Source organism: Lysinibacillus sp. CNPSo 3705 (genome assembly GCF_028674935.1).
Classification (GTDB): Bacteria; Bacillota; Bacilli; order Bacillales_A; family Planococcaceae; genus Lysinibacillus.
In genome coordinates this window covers 1-17364 of record NZ_JAQZSD010000025.1, presented here as the reverse complement: position 1 = coordinate 17364, position 17364 = coordinate 1, and the positions used below count along the sequence as shown (strand labels likewise).

Genomic DNA, 17364 nt, shown 5'->3' with positions numbered 1-17364 from the left:
CCACACTTATAAAGAACGATGATTATTCTTCGTCTTCATCCTCTAAAGCGTTTAATACGTCTTCTACCATATCCCACTCTGCTTCAGTTTCGATTGGTGTTAATTCACCATCTTCACCATTTTCAGATGGAACGAATGAAGATACGAAGATTTCTACAGAGCCATCCTCATCTTCTTCTGCGCCTACCATAGAGTAAAATACGTATGATTTGCCAAATTCAGCCGATTCATGTACGTGGATTACTTCACAAAGCTGTTCATTTCCGTTCTCGTCAATCACTGTAATGTGTTGTACGTGTAATTCTTCTTCATGGTTATGCTCGTGTGCCATGTAATTGTCACCTCATCAATTAATTTTTACTATCTAAGTAGCCTTGTAAAATCATCACAGCAGCCATTTTATCAATGACTTGCTTTCGCTTTTTGCGACTCACATCTGCTTCGATTAGCATACGCTCTGCAGCCATCGTCGTTAAACGTTCATCCCAAAGCTTGACCGGTAGTGAAAATGTTTCTTCTAAAAGCTTTTTATAATTTTCAGAAGCCTCGCCACGCGGTCCCACCGTATTATTCATGTTTTTCGGGTATCCTACTACAAATTCTGTTATAGCATACTCCTTTACTAACTCGGCTATACGGTCAATGCCGAACTCGCCGTTAGTTTCATCAATTTTTACGGTTTCAATACCTTGGGCTGTCCACCCTAAAGCATCACTAACAGCAACGCCAACGGTTTTTGACCCAACGTCTAATCCCATAATTCTCATTTCTAGTCCTCGTTGTTCTTTTTAATATAAAACTTAACAAGCTCTTCTAGAATTTCGTCACGCTCAAGCTTGCGAATTAAATTACGAGCATCCTGATGGCGAGGAATATACGCCGGATCACCAGAAAGTAAATAACCGACAATCTGATTGATAGGGTTATATCCCTTTTCCTCTAATGAAGAATGTACTTTCAACATTACCTGCTTGACTTCCTGTTCCATTGATTCTTCTGGAAAATTAAATTTCATAGTTTGATCAAATGAACTCATGACCAGCACCTCGCTTTCAGAAATAAGGAGATGTGCAAAAGCTCATCTCCAATTTCTCTTTATTATAACATGTTTTGGCGTATTATCAATTATGCCTCGGCATAATTGCGTCCAGAATCGGCTTTATGTTTAGGCCTGCACGAGGGACGACACGATGTCGGTCATTTCGGTAATGCCACAGGACGTGGCGTTTTTACCGATGCAGGTCAGTTAGCCGTTATCGCATGGATGCAATGATCTTAGGCTAACATCCACTAAAAACTCCTTTTCCGATTCCGCGAAATCCGCCGGAGGCTTTAGGCCAGCACGATGCTGGTCACTCAGGCGTTTTCACAGGATGTGAAGTTCTTAGCCTGAGTTCCTCTATTTCAATGGATGTTTGGACATCCGCTGAAAGAAGTTAAATGGATTTAACATAATCATACACAGAAAGTAATGCTTCATCAAGTTTTGACGCTTCTTTCGCACCTGCCATCGCCATATCTGGACGACCGCCACCTTTACCACCGCATGCTTCAGCTACCATTTTTACGATATTTCCTGCGTGGTAATTACCACCAACTAAATCTTTTGTTACACCAGCACATAGCATAACTTTTTCGCCATCGACAGCACCAAGAACGATAACAGCTTTAGGCATTTTTGCTTTTAAGTCGTCCATCATTTGACGAAGTTGATTATTGTCCTTCGCCTCAACTTTAGTAGATAAAACAGTTACATCCCCAAAAGTTTGCGCTGCGTCCACAATTGCGCCTGCTTGTGCATTCGCGATTTTTTGTGATAATGCCTCATTTTCACGTTGTAAATCTTTGTAGTCAGCTTGTAACGCTTGTACTTTTGTCACAATATCTTTTGAATTTGCTTTTAATAATGCTGCAGCCTCGTTTAATAGAGCTTCTTCTTCTTTTACTACTTCATAAGCAACTTTACCTGTCACAGCCTCAATACGACGTGTACCTGCACCGATACCGCCTTCTGAAACAATTTTGAAGAAACCAATTTCAGAAGAACGTTTTACGTGAATACCACCACAAAGCTCAATAGAATAGTCACCGATTGAAACAACGCGAACGATATCGCCATATTTCTCACCGAATAGCGCCATTGCTCCCATAGCTTTCGCTTCATCGATGCCTTTTTCTTCAATAACGACCTCTATATCATCCCACACTTTTTCATTTACAATACGTTCAATTTGTTGTAATTCCTCTTTTGTCACTTGTCCGAAGTGAGAGAAGTCAAAGCGTAAGCGATCGGGTCCTACATATGATCCTGCTTGGCTAACATGGTCGCCTAGTACATCTTTTAGCGCACGTTGCATAATATGTGTTGCTGTGTGGTTTTTAATAATTAAATTACGTTCTTCACGGCTAACTACCGCTGTCACGGCATCTTCAACTTGCATTTCGCCAGATTCTACAAGTACAGTATGAAGCGGCTGACCATTTGGAGCTTTTTGTACATCTTTTACAATAGCAGTAAAGCTATCATTAGAAATAACACCGCTATCCGCAATTTGACCACCCATTTCAGCATAGAATGGTGTTTTAGCTAAAATAACTAATGCTTCTTGCCCTTCAGATGCTACCTTTGACACTTGCCCATTGACAATGATCGCTGCAATTTCTGTATTTGTCGTTAATGTATCATAACCAACAAATTCACTCGCAACCGTCAAGTTTGCTAACACTTCGTTTTGTACTTGCATAGAATCCACATCTTGACGAGCTGCACGTGCGCGTTCACGTTGTTCTTCCATTGCTGCTTCAAAGCCTTCATGATCTACCTTCATGTCTACTTCTTCTGCATACTCTTCTGTTAATTCGATTGGGAAACCATAAGTATCATATAATCGGAATGCATCTGCACCTGGAATATAGTCATGGCCAGCTGCTTTTTGAGCTTCTACTACTTCGTTAAAGATAGCAAGACCACCGTCTAATGTTTCATGGAAGCGAATTTCTTCATTTTTAATAACACGTTGGATAAACTCGCATTTTTCCGTTACTTCTGGGTAGAAATCATTCATGATTTCACCAACAGTAGGTACTAATTCAAACATAAATGGCTTTTCAATGCCGATTTGTTTTGCATAGCGCACTGCACGACGTAGTAAACGACGTAATACATAACCACGACCTTCATTTGAAGGAAGAGCACCATCACCAATGGCAAACGCCACTGTACGGATATGGTCAGCGATAACTTTAAATGGTGTATTAATATCTTCTTCTGAACCGAAGATTTCACTTAGTGCTACTTCACCTGGACGTTTGTATTTACGATTCGCTAACTGCTCAATTTTTTCAATAATCGGCATGAATAAATCAGTATCAAAGTTCGTTGGAACATTTTGAACAACGGATACGATACGCTCTAGACCCATACCAGTATCAATATTTTGTTTTGGAAGTGGTGTATACGTACCATCAGGATTATGGTTGAATTGAGAGAACACTAAGTTCCAAATTTCAAGATAACGTTCATTTTCACCACCTGGGTACATTTCTGGATCATTTTCATCTGAACCGTATTCTTCCCCACGGTCATAAAAAATTTCTGAGTTAGGACCAGATGGACCTTCACCAATATCCCAGAAGTTCCCCTCAAGTCGGATTAAACGCTCTTCAGGAATACCAATTTCGTTATGCCAAACGTCATACGCCTCTTGATCTTCAGGATGGATCGTAATAGATAAAAGCTCTGGATCAAAGCCCATCCATTTTTTATCCGTTAAAAATTCCCAAGCGAAATGAATAGCTTCTTTTTTGAAGTAATCCCCAATTGAGAAGTTACCTAGCATTTCGAAAAATGTATGATGTCGAGCTGTTTTACCTACGTTTTCAATATCATTTGTACGAATTGATTTTTGTGCATTTGTAATACGTGGATTTTCAGGAATGATACGACCATCGAAATATGGTTTAAGTGTTGCAACACCAGAGTTAATCCACAGTAATGATGGGTCATTGATTGGCACAAGTGGTGCTGATGGTTCATGATGATGACTTTTTTCTTTAAAAAATTCTAAATACATGCGTCGAATTTCTACTGCTTTCATTTGAAAAGTTCCTCCCTATATGTTTTGTAAAATCACGAAATGAATCCGCAAATCAATTTTGCCTTGGCGTAAGCTTTCACGCAGATAAACATAAAAAAGCCCCCATCCCCAAAAAGGGACGAGGACTTGTGATTTGTCTCGCGGTACCACCCTAGTTGTAAGTAACAGTATACTTACCTCTTTAGCACTTGTAACGTAAGTGAACGGCAGGGATTAACTGCACTCTGGAGTAGCTTTCGGTATTTGCTATTGTGAGGATTTTTTCAGCCAAGAAATCCCTTTCTTTTACACGCACAAATACGTACTTTTTCCATCATCGTTTTTTACAATTTTCTAACGAGAATTATAAAAAAAATATGGTCTTCTGTCAATTGGCACAATAATTGCTCATCATAACTAAGCAATCATTTTTTTAAAATAAGCCCACATTCCCCAAGTAAAAACAACTAGAAAAACTGTAATTATGATTGTCGCTATTGGAGAATCTTGATATGGTAACGGAACATTCATTCCGAAAAAGCTTGTAATGACTGATAAAGGTAACATAATAGTTGAAATGACCGTTAATAAATTGAGCTTTTCTATTGATTTACCACTTATAATAGAAAAATACGTATCCAAAGTACTGTTTACCAAATCTCTATAAGTTTCTGTTGATTCTACAATTCGTTCTAGATGATCATTTAAATCTTTATAGAATGGTATATTTTCCTCACGAATGTCAAATTTCCACTGTCCATTACTATTTGAAAAAATTCTTTTTTGAGGCATAATAGCTTGTCGAATTAAAATAATAGTTCTTTTTAGTGCAAGGAATTCTTCCGTAACTTCTTTTGGTTCATAATCATATATTTCTTCTTCTAGCTCATCAATCCGTGTTCTAATTCGCTCTAAAACCGGGAAGTATTCATCCGTAATGCCATCGATAATAGTATGCAATAGAAAATCGGTACCTTTATCTAAATACTTTGTACTATTTAAACACACATTCTCTATATGCCCTAGCCATTTAAGTTTTTGTTTATGAACCGTTACAACATAGTTAGGACCCATAAAAATGTTTAACTCTACTGTTGTTATTTCATTGCTGCTTTTTTCATTATAAATTGGTGCATGGAAAACAAAAAATTTATATTCCCCATAATTATCCATTTTAGGACGTGAGCCTTCATTAAGACAGTCCTCAACTGCTAATGGATGAAAACCAAATATTTCAGCTATATCATTTAAGTCGTTGTAATTGTAAGCATATAAATCAACCCATAACAAATCCTCAGCATGGAGGTTATGATTAAATTCTTTAATCTCGAAATTATGTTGTACTGCGCTATTACCTTTTTTAAAATAATGGATTTTTTTCATTGTTCTTCACCTCATGTTTTATTATTTAAGGAAAACAAATAGGTGACGTTATTGATTATAATTTAGCTTGTTTTAGAAGCGTTTCTCATCAATACCCATTTGTTTTTGGCGATAAGAAATCGACAATCCTTAATTCTTCACTACTACTTACCATTTTCGTATTCGGTTCAGGGCTACTATCCATTTCTCATCACCTTCCTTAAATAACAAAAACACACCTCCAACGAATGAAGGCGTGTTGAATACACGTATCAAAGAACAGCATAGTGAAAAAACTACTCTGCTTTCTTCCTTCAAACGTTGAGTTTTAGCACTATGCGGCATAGGAATTACACCAGCTACGTTAAAAAACACCTTATTTCGATGATTTCTGTTGACCCATTGGCGTCTCTCGACATTTTTGGGCAGTAGCGTATCTCCAGCATAGGAGCCTCACCTAACGAAGGGATTGTTATTTTTATAGTTCCTGTAAATCATAATGCATAGTGTGACAACTGTCAAACGGAACATCGAATTTTAAAAATCTTTAAACAGTTGCCCACTAAAATTAATGATTATTTTTTAAAAAGTTTTCTACCCGATGAACGAATTCTTCCCTATTATAAGAATTATAAAGTGCGCTGGCTAAACGAACTGAGTCCCCAAAGAAAAAGCGTTCATATAGTGTTTGTCTTGTACCAAAGCTACTCATCGTTAAATCCCAAGCTAGGCGGAATTTTTTGACGCGCTCCTTTCCACCATCCTGAAACGATTGTAAATAATGCTCAAGATCGCCGTCATCCTCAGTAAATGCTTTTTCACTTGGAATGGACATTAATCCGCTTGCGCCAAGTAACTGGATAATTTCAGTAAAGGTCGGATATACTTTAGGGAACAACTGAATAGCTACTTGTACTGTTGGAAGATCAGGTCTTATAAAACCAAATTCGTCTCTTTTTGCTTCTACTTCAGACTTTATCAGTAAGGCCTTCATCGTTTCTAATGTCACGATGATATCCACGACCTTTTGCTGCACATGTTGATACCCGCCAATATTTATCGTATTTACAATTGACTGTACAACACCTAAGACAAATTCTGTTTTAGCAATTTGACGTGTCAGAACTTGATGTAAACCATATGTTTGAAAACCACTTACGTTCAAAAAGCTATTGGCAACTTCCACATTCTCATAATAAAAGACGCGTTCCCACGGCACTACAACATTATCAAACACAACGATTGCATCCATTTCCTCGTAACGACTACTTAATGGATAATCAAAAACCGATTCTCCTCCGACAAATGATTGCCTACATAAAAACTTCAAACCTTTTGTATTACTTGGGATTGAGAAGGCAAAGCCTTTTCCTTCATCAAAACCATTTGTTGATATAACAAGGAGTTCGTCTGTAATTCCTCCCTGTGTCGCTAGTAATCTCGCACCTTTAATTACTAATCCCTCGCTCGTTTTATCTACAATTTTAGCAGCAATTGTTACATCTTCATCTTCAAAATAAAATTTTTCACGGTTTACTTGTGGCTCGATAAATGTATGTGTCATCGTCAAATCGTTCTCACGAGCATACTCATAAAATTTTAACAAATGCTGCGGGAAACAATTTGGCTTATCTTTCAAATATTCTGCCACTGATGCTAGCGCCATTAATGTCGTATTCATGTAATCTGGGCTTCTCCCCATAAGGCCATTATTGGATAATGCCCACTCTCGTATTGCATTACGTCTTTTCACGAGATCATCGACTGTGACCGCTTGAAGGAAAGACATACCTACACGCTTATTGCTTGTTGGTGAAACATATGTCATCTTTTCAAGCAATGCCTCTTCATTTTGTAAATCAAAAAGCTTTGCCTGACTCTGCATTACTCCCATAAATGCTGGATGCTCAGACACCTTCCCTGTGACAACTTTCCCATCAATCGAAATATAAGTTTGTAAAGCGTCAATACGGTCAATATATTGTTTTCCTGTAATTACTGGCATGCAGTCACCCCTAAACGTTACAAATATTTTTATATTTGATAGTATATGAATTTTCCTAATATTAGGTTCCGATTACGGCAACTGTATTATAGCAAACCCTCAGTTTTTCTATACTGTATTACTTTTTAAACACAGTTAAAAGTCTGCAATTATTGCTCGATTTTTCAGTTACTTTAGATAAAAACGGTTTCAATTAGCGCTTTTTTAACGTGTTCAATTTTGCGACACATTCACAAAAAAGTACTTTTCAACTAGTACAGATTCGCTAGATTTTTTGTATAGGCAGGTGTAAGATAGCTTCGTAACCAAAACAACAACATCTTTTATAAAAGGAGAATATATATGAATAAACAAATCATCTCATACGTGGCGGAAATGGAAGCTGCTTTAATGAATAAAATGGAGGATCATAATGAAGAAAATCTTTTATTTTCTATTGCTTCAGATATGATTGCCAAAGAAAAAGATCAATTTAAAAATGTTTGCCAAGCATATGAAGTCGTTAAACATCATTTAGTTGGCATTCACTAAATCAATTGCCTCGGCAGATGTTTTTTGTGCGAAAGCGTAGCGGCAGCTGCAGATGTTTGCACCCGTTAAAAAATCGCCTAAAAAAACCCGATCAATTCAGAATTGATCGGGTTTTTTATTTTACTGCGCGTATGGAAGAACCATTTTTTGGAATTGCGCATTTGTTGTTTGTTGATTACTAGATAAGCGTTTAATTTGATAGACATCATCGTACGGATTGTTGTAGCCATGCTTCGTTGAAAATGCCATTGTGAATCCAACTTCCTTTACCGCATTAATGATATTCGCATTGTATTGCCCAAACGGATAAGCAAAAGCTTTAGCACTCGGAATAATTGCTATACTACGCTGTAAATCCTGAACAACCTCACGATAAGGAGTTAGAAGCATTTTGCCTCTATTCCCTTCTAAAACATGTAAATTGTAAGTGTGTGATTCAAATGCAAAAACATCTTGCATATTTGTTATATCTTGACGTGAAAGGGGCTGTAAATCATTATAATTAAAAATTTGCCCATCTTTCGCACTTTCATTACGGGACGTAATTAAAAATTGTGTAGCTTTAAAGCCATTGTTTTTAAGTACAGGATACGCATATTCACGTGTCGACAATAGACCATCATCAAAAGTCAAAACAATTGAATAGGCAGGCAATGTAATTTCATTGCGCATAAAATGCCATAATTCGTCTACAGTAATGGTTTCGTAGTTTTTACTTTTTAAATACTGCATTTCTTTTGTAAATTGAACATCTGTTACCGTAGTACTTAAATTTTTGAAACGCCCAAGCTCATGCTCTTTTAATACATGATGATACATCATTACTGGGACACCACGATCAATCGCTACTTTAGAGCTATGGATATATCCTTCACGGCCGCCAAGTACTGTTACGTACCAAGCACCTTCTTTCCGCAATATCGGGTAACGGCGATTTGTATCTAGTTTAGCAAATGGCTGCATCGCTTTTGTTTTATTATCATAAATCTCACTGTTTGCAGAAGTAGGGATGAAATACTCATTTTTCATGGCATTGTCCTTACCAACATTTTTATATGAAGGTGTATTTAAAAATTTCACCTTTGATTTTTCTGCATAAACATATGATTTCCCCCAACGAACTTGAACATACATTGGGTCCATTGAATCTACAACTTCTAGCTGCTGCCCTTTCATTAGCGTAGCAATAGCCATCTCTTTTTCACGGCGGAAATCATAAAGAATGACATTTTCTAACGCCTCTATATAGCCATTTTGTTTACTAGGAGGGGTTGTAGTTGGTTTTTCAACAGGCTTTGTTGTATTTGTATCTGTATTTGTTGAATTTTGACCATTTTCTTTTACTACAAAATTACTATGTACGAAGCCTAAGCGTCCGTTCACAGCAATTCCATACCAATTGCCCATTCCGCTATATATAGGGAAGCGAACTCCCTCAGACAATGTAGCAAATTGAACAAGTTTACTGCCAGTATTATCGTAAATCGGTGCAACCTTTGTTGCAACAATATAATCCGTTATTTTAGCAGCAGTTGGGACTGTATTTTTATAAGTGGTTGCTGGAACAACAGTTGTATAACGTTTTTCAATATAACCATAATAACCACCCCAACGAATTTGCCACCAATTAGCTCCATAATCTTTTGTTACTTCAAAAGTTTGTCCTGCAGATAATGTTCCCACCTGAACGAGTGAGCCTGAACGATTATCAAAGACAGTTGCTTCTTCATTCATTTGGATGACAGTATTTTTTGCATATGCTTTTTCTGCAAAAGGTAATAGCATCATGAATAGAAGCAATAATAATAAGCGTTTCACTTTATTCACCTCAAAAAAATTTTAATTATCTTTTACTGCAATCATTAGACGATTTTCTAACCTATAAAAGTTATTGGTATTAATTTCATAAAATATTTCAAAGAGCTTATTGAGGAGGTGCCCGTTTATTGTTTCAGAATTCTTGGTGCATTCACTCACTTATCTAAATAATCATATGGAGAGACACCCTCCATTCCAATCAATGGATGGATATATGGTTCTGTTTCTACCGTTAGTTTGAACTCAATGGATTTTTCATGTTGTAAATTTTCGTTTAATGGAATCGTTTCTACTTCTACAATTTCCTCTGTAATGTCCATTGGATTGAGTCTTGCACGAAGAGACGTAAAACGCTGTAAATCATCCGTACGCTGTAAGCCATCTGCTAGCACATCCGGCTCACCACACAAAATTAAGAAATTTTTAGCACGCGTAATACCCGTATATAACAAATTACGACGCAGCATTTTAGAATAACCTCGTACAACCGGCATAATAACAGTTTGGAACTCTGAGCCTTGAGATTTATGAATAGAACAACAGTAAGCAAGTGTCAATTGATTGAGATCACTTCGTTGATAAGTTACTTCAATACCGTCGAATGACACAACAAGCAAATCTTGTTTCTCAATCGTTTCCTTTGCCTTAATAATACTAATTACCTCACCCATATCGCCATTAAAAACATTGCTTTCTGGTTGATTGACAAGCTGTAAAACTTTGTCCTTTATGCGATATGTGACATCACCAAAAACGAGCTCTTTTCTAGTACCAGTATCGTTTGGATTAATAAGTTCTTGAATCATTTTATTTAAATTGTCTATTCCTGCTGGACCTTTGTACATAGGTGCTAACACTTGGATATTACGGATTTCTTGACCTTTCGCAACCGCACTTTTCACAACCTGAGTGACAACGCTTGCTACCTGATCTGAGGAGGCTTTAATAAATGAACGGTCAGACGTTTTTAATGTTAGATCATTTGTGATATTACCACGTTTAATTTGATGAGCAAGTTCAATAATCGTTGAGCCCTCTGCTTGTCGATAAACATCTGTCAATTCCACAGTAGGTATTTGCCCGGATGCCAACAAATCCTTTAACACCTGTCCTGGTCCTACTGGTGGAAGCTGATCTTGATCTCCTACAAAAACGACTTGTACATCCTCATGCAAGGATTTTAATAGTTGATGCGCGAGCCAAGTATCGACCATCGACATTTCGTCTACAATAATGAGTTTTCCTGTTACCTCACGCTCAGTTTCTTCCTCTTTTTCCTGACCTGTAAAACCTAATAATCGATGAATTGTCATTGCTGGAAGTTCTGTCGATTCCGATAGACGCTTGGCCGCACGTCCTGTTGGAGCACATAAAATAATCGGAAAAGGTTCTTCTTTTTGTGCATATTCCTTCGGGTTCAATGATAATCCGTGTAGCTTTGCATACACTTCTACCACACCCCGAACAACAGTTGTTTTACCTGTCCCAGGTCCACCAGTTAAAATCATAACGGCGGAATTTAATGCTTGTTCAATCGCATTCGCTTGCGTTTCAGCATATGTGACATTAAGAAATTCTTCTGTTTCACCAATTGCTTTACGTATTTCGTCCTTACTAAAATGTTCAGCTTTATTGTTACGTTCGATTAAAGCTAATATTTTCGATGCAATTCCTACTTCTGAGAAATATAGGGATGGTAAATATAGTCTTGTTTCTTCTCCACAAATTTTACTTTCCTCACGCAATTCGATACAAGCTTTAGAAATGATCTCAAAGGGAATTTCCTCTCGTTGGCTTTGCTCAAGCATATCTTTTACTAATGGTAAAACATTTTCTGCATCTAAATACACATGCCCATCTGATAAAGCTGCTGTATTTAGAGTATGTAAAATCGCCGCCTTAATACGGTCTGGATGATTGCCAGTAATCCCTAATTTTGCACCTAGCTCGTCGGCACGAAAGAAACCAACACCCTCTACATCTTCAATCAGGCGATATGGATTTTCAGTTAATAATTCAACGGCCTCTGTTCGATATGTTTGGTAAATTTTCATGCCAAGCTGTGGTCCGAAACCCCATTCATTAAGTTGGATCATCACTCGTTCTAAACCTAAATTTTGTTCAATGGTACGATGAATAACCTCTTTTTTTTCAGCAGATAAACGAGGCACAGCATCAAGAGCATTTGGGTCCTCTAAAATAAGACGTAACGCATTTGCTCCTAATTTTTCTACGATTGTTTCAGCAGTTTTTTTTCCGATTCCAACAAACAAATCACTCGATAAGTAATGAATAATGCCCTGCTCTGTTGCTGGTACTTCCTTTGTAAATGTCTCAATTTGAAATTGCACACCATATTTTGGATGTTGTTTCAATAAACCAGTAAAACGATATTGTTCATCCATCTGTAACGGCGGAAAATATCCAACAACTATTATTTCCTTATCTTCATACTGTAAGTTGGTCTCCTGAATTTTCACACGAACTATCGAATACATATTTTGTGCATTATGAAAGATAGAGACAATTGGGCGTCCGAGTATAAAAAATTTATTTAATTCAAATAAATCTAGGTTCTCTGCCATTCTCGGTTCGTCCTTTCGTGTTCATTTCAACCATATTATTTTACCACACCATAACGTGAAAAATCGTTTAAAAAGAGAATTCAATAAATTTCTATCAATATTCATCCATTTCAATCAATTATGCCCATATATAATGTCATGACATTCGCTTCCATTGCGCGAAAGCGAAGCGCAGCGGCAAGATGTCACAGGATGTGATACCCTAAGCTACGTCCCTCTATTTCAGCAATGTTTTAAAACCCTTGTTTTACCACTTTTAGAGGCGGGAAACTTCTCTTAGCTGTTGCTACATAAAACATTTGCTTGTTAAAATTTATTGATAAAAACATTTCACGGTTTTCATCATCTTTTCCATGCTATGATATAGGTGAATTTGTCGCACGGAAGGATTGTGAAACTATTGGAATTTAGACCTTGCATTGATTTACACGATGGTAAAGTAAAACAAATTGTTGGCAGCACACTAGGTCATAAAGATCAAGAAGTTATCGAGAACTTTATTTCAAATCATGACTCTAGTTATTATGCAAAAATGTTTGCTAATGATCAATTAACAGGTGGTCACATTATTATGCTAGGTGATGGAAACGAAGAAGCCGCATTAGCAGCATTAGCAGCATATCCCCAAGGGTTGCAGGTTGGTGGCGGCATCACCACGGAAAATGCAAATAAGTATATTGATGCGGGAGCTACCCATGTTATTGTCACATCATTTATTTTCTATGATGGTAAGCTCCATTTAGATCGACTAAAGCAATTAGTTCAGATTGTTGGTAAAAAACATCTTGTCATCGATTTAAGCTGCCGTCTGCGCGATGGAAAATGGTTTGTTGTTACTGATAAATGGACAAAGTTTAGTGACTTTGAAGTAAATGCTGAGTCTATTGCATTTATCGAAAATTTCTGTGATGAACTACTTATTCACGCGGTTGATGTGGAAGGAAAAAAAGGCGGTATGCAAGAAAGCTTAGTGCATGATTTAGCCACTTGGACAACAATTCCAACAACATATGCTGGTGGGGTTCGTTCTTTGGACGACTTAAAGAAATTTGAAAATATCGCAAATGGTAGACTTCATGTGACAATCGGTAGCGCTCTTTCAATTTTTGGTGGAGATTTACCTTATTCAGATGTGGTGAAATATTGTAAAAGAGGGAAAATTCCAAGGTAACTACGGATCATTCTCTTTCGTTGCATGGACAACCAGATGATGAACAAATGCTACTTGCGTTTTCAAAAAAGCTGCTTCTTATGTGATCAAGAAACAGAGCCTTAAGGCTGAAATTGTCGTTTAATTACTAAGGGGACTAGACACCCCTTTTTTTATTTTTACGAAGTAAATTTATGACTCAAGAATAGTATACATAGATTTGGAGCCCTTATTTCTATTTAGTAACTATTTTTGTTAAGCTAATATTGAATATAAAATAATTTAGTTACTACTAAAAGAAAGGATTTTATGAAGTATGAAAAATGAACTTGAAGCAACCACTTTACAAACTTTACAAACAGAATTAACACGCTTCTTTTTAGTCTATAAATTTGCCCTGCAGGAAATTGAAACGAAAATAACTATTTTACAAGAAGAGTTTAAGCTCATTCATGAATATAACCCGATAGAGCATTTATCAACTCGCGTAAAATCACCGAAAAGCATATTATTGAAGGTCAAGAAAAAGAACCTTGAGCCATCTATTGAAGCGATTCGAGAAGATATTCGTGATATCGCAGGTGTTCGAATCACTTGCTCCTTTGTAGAAGACATCTATAAAGTGAGTGCAATGCTACAGGCACAAAATGATATTGAAGTTGTGGATGTAAAGGATTATATTGCCTATCCAAAGGGAAATGGCTATCAAAGCTTGCATCTTATTATAAAAATCCCTATTTTTATGTCCGATCGTATGGAAAAGGTCTATGTCGAAATTCAAATTCGTACAATTGCAATGGACTTTTGGGCCAGCCTTGAACATAAAATCTATTATAAATACAACAAGGAAGTACCTGAACATATCCGTTTTGAATTGAAGGAGGCTGCTATTCAAGTAGCTGAGTTGGATCGGAAAATGGAGCGACTTAATAAAGAAATCAATATTCTAAAAGCGAACGAAACAGAATCATCAATTTTAGAAACTACCCCAATTGCACATTTAGCACAATATATTTATCAACTACCCTTTGATTATCCATCTGAGAATGATGAAGACTAAAATCAAAAAGGATACTGAACTAGTTTCGGCATCCTTTTAGTTTGTCTACATGAAAATCAATATATTAATGTATATCAATAAACAAAGGTTGATTTTCACTCCGAGTTGGCGCTTTCAGCAGGTGTCCCACTCTCCGTGAAAAATCAACAGCTTCTCGACATTAGTATGCATAGCTAGTAAGGGTGATTTCCTTTACAGGCTTTCTCTCAACGGTAAGCTGCTACGTTAGCACTACACCTTAACAAAGAAAATACATCTTGCTGTTATTTCGCTATATCATTATAAATTGGATTGCCTGCCAGAAGATACATGTTAAGTGAAGCGGTTGATTGGAGTGGAGGCTGGGCGACTCCTTGGGGATTAGCAATAGAGGAACGAAGGCTAAAAGCATCAATCGGACGCCCCCAGGAAGCTTTGCTCTGTGCGAAAGCGAAGCGTCAGCTACAAATGTTTTCTGTAGCGAAAGCGAAGCGTCAGCTACAAAGCGCCTAGCCGGAACGGAAATCTACCCCTCGCTTTGCCGAAGAGCTCTAATTTGACACATTAATTTAATTGTTTAGCAACACAAAAGGATGCCAACGTAATTTTGGCATCCTTTTAAATTATATTAGTTAAATCGCTGTGCAATCATATCATAAAGATAACGTGCTTGGTCGTATTCTGGCTGTAATGTAAAGGCTTGTTTTAAGTGGTACATAGCATCTTCTGTTTGCTCAGTAGATACGGCATATAGTACACCTAAATTATAATGTGCATCTGCGTTATTCCAATCCTGTTCGATCAAATAGTCTAATTCCTTTTTACCTTCTTCGAACATTTCTAGCGCACATAGCACAATGGCATATGCTAGACGAATTTGTGTGTCTTCTGGTGCAAGCTCTGAAGCTCGTTGTAAATAAGGCAGTGCAAGCTTCGGACTTTCCATTCGTTCAAAGCATTTGCCCATCATATAATACACATCAGCGCCTTCAATTTTATGTTTTAGTGCTTGCTCATAAAGCTTTACTGCTTCCGCATATCGTTCCGCATTATAATATAAATTTGCTAAACCATAATAAGCAGTTGCTGCCGTTTCATCAACTGTAATTGCTTTTTGAAAAAAACGTTCTGCACGTTCAGTATCCTCTAAGACCGCTAAAAGATTTCCGAAGTTCACATAACCAATTGGGTTTTTAGGCTCTGCTTCAATTGCTTGTGTAAAAAGTTGTGCAGCATCCTCATAGCGCTTTTCTTGAAACGCTTGAATGCCCTGCTCGTTAAAATCCATTGTTATTCCTCACCTCTATGTAGCGAAAGATTGACTAAACTCTATACGCTTTAGGAAAGAGTATGAGCAATCTTTTCGCAAATTAACCTACATATGTTAGTTTTTCATTATTTTTAAATACTTCGTCGATTGTACCGCCACCTAAACATTCTTCACCATCGTATAATACGACAGCTTGTCCAGGTGTAATCGCTCGTACTGGCTCTGCAAACGTAATATGTGTACGTCCGTCCTCTAAAATTTCCACTTCTACTGGTGTGTCTGTTTGACGATAACGGAATTTTGCTGTGCATGAAAATTTCCCGGGCAATTTTTTTGTCGAAGTATAGCTCATTTTCACAGCAGTCAGTGAAGTTGAAAATAGCGAATCATTATTGAAGCCTTGTCCAACTAGTAACACATTGCGCGCCAAATCTTTCCCTAACACGAACCAAGGTTCACCGTCGCCACCAATTCCAAGACCATGACGTTGACCAAGCGTATAGTACATTAATCCATCATGCTGGCCCATTACGACACCATCCATTGTCTCCATCTTACCAGGTTGCGCCGGTAAATATTGACTTAGGAATTCTTTGAAATTACGCTCTCCAATAAAGCAAATTCCTGTTGAATCTTTTTTCTTTGCTGTAGCTAACCCAGCTTCCTCCGCAATTTTACGGACTTCTTTTTTCTCAATATGTCCAATTGGGAACATTACATGCGATAACTGTTCCTGCGATAATTGGTTTAAGAAATACGTTTGATCTTTATTATTATCAATGCCTCGAAGCATTTTAACTTCGCCTTCGCCACTACGATCAACTCGAGCATAGTGACCTGTCGCTAAATAATCTGCTCCCAGATTCATCGCATGCTCTAAAAACGCTTTAAATTTAATTTCCTTATTACACATTACATCAGGATTTGGCGTGCGTCCTGCTTTATACTCTTCCAAAAAGTATGTGAAAACCTTATCCCAATATTGTTTTTCAAAATTTACTGCATAGTAAGGAATCCCGATCTGATTACATACTTTAATAACATCATCATAGTCTTCTGTAGCTGTACAAACGCCATTTTCGTCTGTATCATCCCAGTTTTTCATAAATATCCCGATTACTTCATATCCTTGTTGTTTCAGTAAATATGCAGCAACCGAAGAATCTACCCCACCCGACATGCCGACAACAACACGAATTTGTGAGGGGTCACGTGTTTCTTTCATTATGGTCACCTTTTCTTTTATTCAATTTCTATTAAATATATAATTTTTTTGAATCATTACCAAAACGAGTGGTTGATTTCCGTTCCGACTGGGCGCTTTGTAGCTGACGCTTCGCTTTCGCTACAGAAAACATTTGTAGCTGTCGCACAGAGCAAAGCCTTCCTGAGGGCGTCCGATGAGCCACTTTTGGTGTTGCTGTCGCTACGCTTTCGCACAGTCAAAACATTTGCTGCCGCTACGTTAACACTACGCTTTCGCACAGAAAACATCCGCTTCGCTGCAGGGTCTCGGGCCAACAGATGT

14 protein-coding genes, 1 riboswitch and 1 other annotated feature are annotated in these 17364 nt (G+C 37.4%); of the genes, 4 read left to right on the top strand and 10 right to left on the bottom strand.

From position 1 onward, the window contains the following. Nucleotides 1-22: 22 nt before the first annotated feature. From PVA17_RS12460 to hpaB, 6 genes are all read right to left on the bottom strand, one after another. On the bottom strand, nucleotides 23-331 hold the full coding sequence (locus PVA17_RS12460) for a DUF1292 domain-containing protein (RefSeq protein WP_132356923.1): 309 nt from the start codon (nucleotides 329-331) through the stop codon (nucleotides 23-25). A 19-nt stretch (nucleotides 332-350) separates the two neighbouring features. Then, nucleotides 351-767, bottom strand: coding sequence for a Holliday junction resolvase RuvX (ruvX, locus tag PVA17_RS12455; protein ID WP_132356924.1), 417 nt, complete (start codon nucleotides 765-767; stop codon nucleotides 351-353). 2 nt (nucleotides 768-769) lie between these two features. Further along, entirely contained in the window at nucleotides 770-1036 is a 267-nt protein-coding gene (locus PVA17_RS12450) for an IreB family regulatory phosphoprotein (protein ID WP_004226839.1), read from the bottom strand. Nucleotides 1037-1436: 400 nt separating this feature from the next. After that, complete coding sequence (alaS, locus tag PVA17_RS12445; RefSeq protein WP_274067866.1) at nucleotides 1437-4097, bottom strand: alanine--tRNA ligase; 2661 nt, start codon at nucleotides 4095-4097, stop codon at nucleotides 1437-1439. Between the two features lie 111 nt (nucleotides 4098-4208). After that, nucleotides 4209-4423 (bottom strand) — a binding site (T-box leader). Nucleotides 4424-4493: 70 nt separating this feature from the next. Beyond that, complete coding sequence (locus PVA17_RS12440) at nucleotides 4494-5459, bottom strand: magnesium transporter CorA family protein (protein WP_274067865.1); 966 nt, start codon at nucleotides 5457-5459, stop codon at nucleotides 4494-4496. Between the two features lie 285 nt (nucleotides 5460-5744). Further along, nucleotides 5745-5910, bottom strand: a riboswitch (M-box (ykoK) riboswitch). A gap of 96 nt (nucleotides 5911-6006) precedes the next feature. Continuing rightward, nucleotides 6007-7443: a 4-hydroxyphenylacetate 3-monooxygenase, oxygenase component gene (hpaB, locus tag PVA17_RS12435; RefSeq protein WP_132356927.1), complete on the bottom strand. Its 1437-nt coding sequence runs from the start codon at nucleotides 7441-7443 to the stop codon at nucleotides 6007-6009. A 342-nt stretch (nucleotides 7444-7785) separates the two neighbouring features. On the opposite strand from hpaB, the gene PVA17_RS12430 reads away from it, so the two are divergent. After that, nucleotides 7786-7974 (top strand): hypothetical protein, encoded by a 189-nt coding sequence (locus PVA17_RS12430; RefSeq protein WP_132356928.1) that lies wholly within the window; start codon nucleotides 7786-7788, stop codon nucleotides 7972-7974. Between the two features lie 120 nt (nucleotides 7975-8094). Here PVA17_RS12430 and PVA17_RS12425 read toward each other — a convergent pair whose 3' ends face one another. Then, complete coding sequence (locus PVA17_RS12425; protein ID WP_274067864.1) at nucleotides 8095-9792, bottom strand: polysaccharide deacetylase family protein; 1698 nt, start codon at nucleotides 9790-9792, stop codon at nucleotides 8095-8097. 155 nt (nucleotides 9793-9947) lie between these two features. Further along, nucleotides 9948-12377 carry an SF1B family DNA helicase RecD2 gene (gene recD2 / locus PVA17_RS12420; protein ID WP_274067863.1) on the bottom strand — a complete coding sequence of 810 codons (2430 nt, stop codon included), beginning with the start codon at nucleotides 12375-12377 and terminating at the stop codon, nucleotides 9948-9950. A 400-nt stretch (nucleotides 12378-12777) separates the two neighbouring features. Between recD2 and hisA the strand changes: the two genes are divergently transcribed. From hisA to PVA17_RS12405, 3 genes are all read left to right on the top strand, one after another. Beyond that, a complete protein-coding gene (hisA, locus tag PVA17_RS12415) occupies nucleotides 12778-13548 on the top strand; it encodes a phosphoribosylformimino-5-aminoimidazole carboxamide ribotide isomerase (RefSeq protein ID WP_274067862.1) in 771 nt (256 codons plus the stop codon). Between the two features lie 295 nt (nucleotides 13549-13843). Beyond that, a complete protein-coding gene (locus PVA17_RS12410; protein WP_274067861.1) occupies nucleotides 13844-14587 on the top strand; it encodes a GTP pyrophosphokinase in 744 nt (247 codons plus the stop codon). Between the two features lie 309 nt (nucleotides 14588-14896). Then, the gene (locus PVA17_RS12405; protein ID WP_274067860.1) at nucleotides 14897-15079 is read left to right on the top strand and encodes a hypothetical protein; all 183 of its coding nucleotides are present in this window, start codon (nucleotides 14897-14899) and stop codon (nucleotides 15077-15079) included. A gap of 115 nt (nucleotides 15080-15194) precedes the next feature. Here PVA17_RS12405 and PVA17_RS12400 read toward each other — a convergent pair whose 3' ends face one another. Both PVA17_RS12400 and mnmA read right to left on the bottom strand, forming a co-directional pair. Then, nucleotides 15195-15854: a tetratricopeptide repeat protein gene (locus tag PVA17_RS12400; RefSeq protein WP_132356933.1), complete on the bottom strand. Its 660-nt coding sequence runs from the start codon at nucleotides 15852-15854 to the stop codon at nucleotides 15195-15197. Nucleotides 15855-15936: 82 nt separating this feature from the next. Then, the gene (mnmA, locus tag PVA17_RS12395; protein ID WP_132356934.1) at nucleotides 15937-17061 is read right to left on the bottom strand and encodes a tRNA 2-thiouridine(34) synthase MnmA; all 1125 of its coding nucleotides are present in this window, start codon (nucleotides 17059-17061) and stop codon (nucleotides 15937-15939) included. Nucleotides 17062-17364: the final 303 nt, after the last annotated feature.

Excerpts from the sequence above, each read along its gene's own strand:
- PVA17_RS12430 (WP_132356928.1), top strand. The coding sequence starts at position 7,786 with ATGAATAAACAAATCATCTCATACGTGGCGGAAATGGAAGCTGCTTTA.
- recD2 (WP_274067863.1), bottom strand. The coding sequence starts at position 12,377 with ATGGCAGAGAACCTAGATTTATTTGAATTAAATAAATTTTTTATACTC.
- PVA17_RS12460 (WP_132356923.1), bottom strand. The coding sequence starts at position 331 with ATGGCACACGAGCATAACCATGAAGAAGAATTACACGTACAACACATT.
- hpaB (WP_132356927.1), bottom strand. The coding sequence starts at position 7,443 with ATGCCAGTAATTACAGGAAAACAATATATTGACCGTATTGACGCTTTA.
- PVA17_RS12405 (WP_274067860.1), top strand. The coding sequence starts at position 14,897 with ATGTTAAGTGAAGCGGTTGATTGGAGTGGAGGCTGGGCGACTCCTTGG.
- PVA17_RS12410 (WP_274067861.1), top strand. The coding sequence starts at position 13,844 with ATGAAAAATGAACTTGAAGCAACCACTTTACAAACTTTACAAACAGAA.
- PVA17_RS12440 (WP_274067865.1), bottom strand. The coding sequence starts at position 5,459 with ATGAAAAAAATCCATTATTTTAAAAAAGGTAATAGCGCAGTACAACAT.
- PVA17_RS12450 (WP_004226839.1), bottom strand. The coding sequence starts at position 1,036 with ATGAGTTCATTTGATCAAACTATGAAATTTAATTTTCCAGAAGAATCA.
- mnmA (WP_132356934.1), bottom strand. The coding sequence starts at position 17,061 with ATGAAAGAAACACGTGACCCCTCACAAATTCGTGTTGTTGTCGGCATG.
- PVA17_RS12400 (WP_132356933.1), bottom strand. The coding sequence starts at position 15,854 with ATGGATTTTAACGAGCAGGGCATTCAAGCGTTTCAAGAAAAGCGCTAT.
- alaS (WP_274067866.1), bottom strand. The coding sequence starts at position 4,097 with ATGAAAGCAGTAGAAATTCGACGCATGTATTTAGAATTTTTTAAAGAA.
- ruvX (WP_132356924.1), bottom strand. The coding sequence starts at position 767 with ATGAGAATTATGGGATTAGACGTTGGGTCAAAAACCGTTGGCGTTGCT.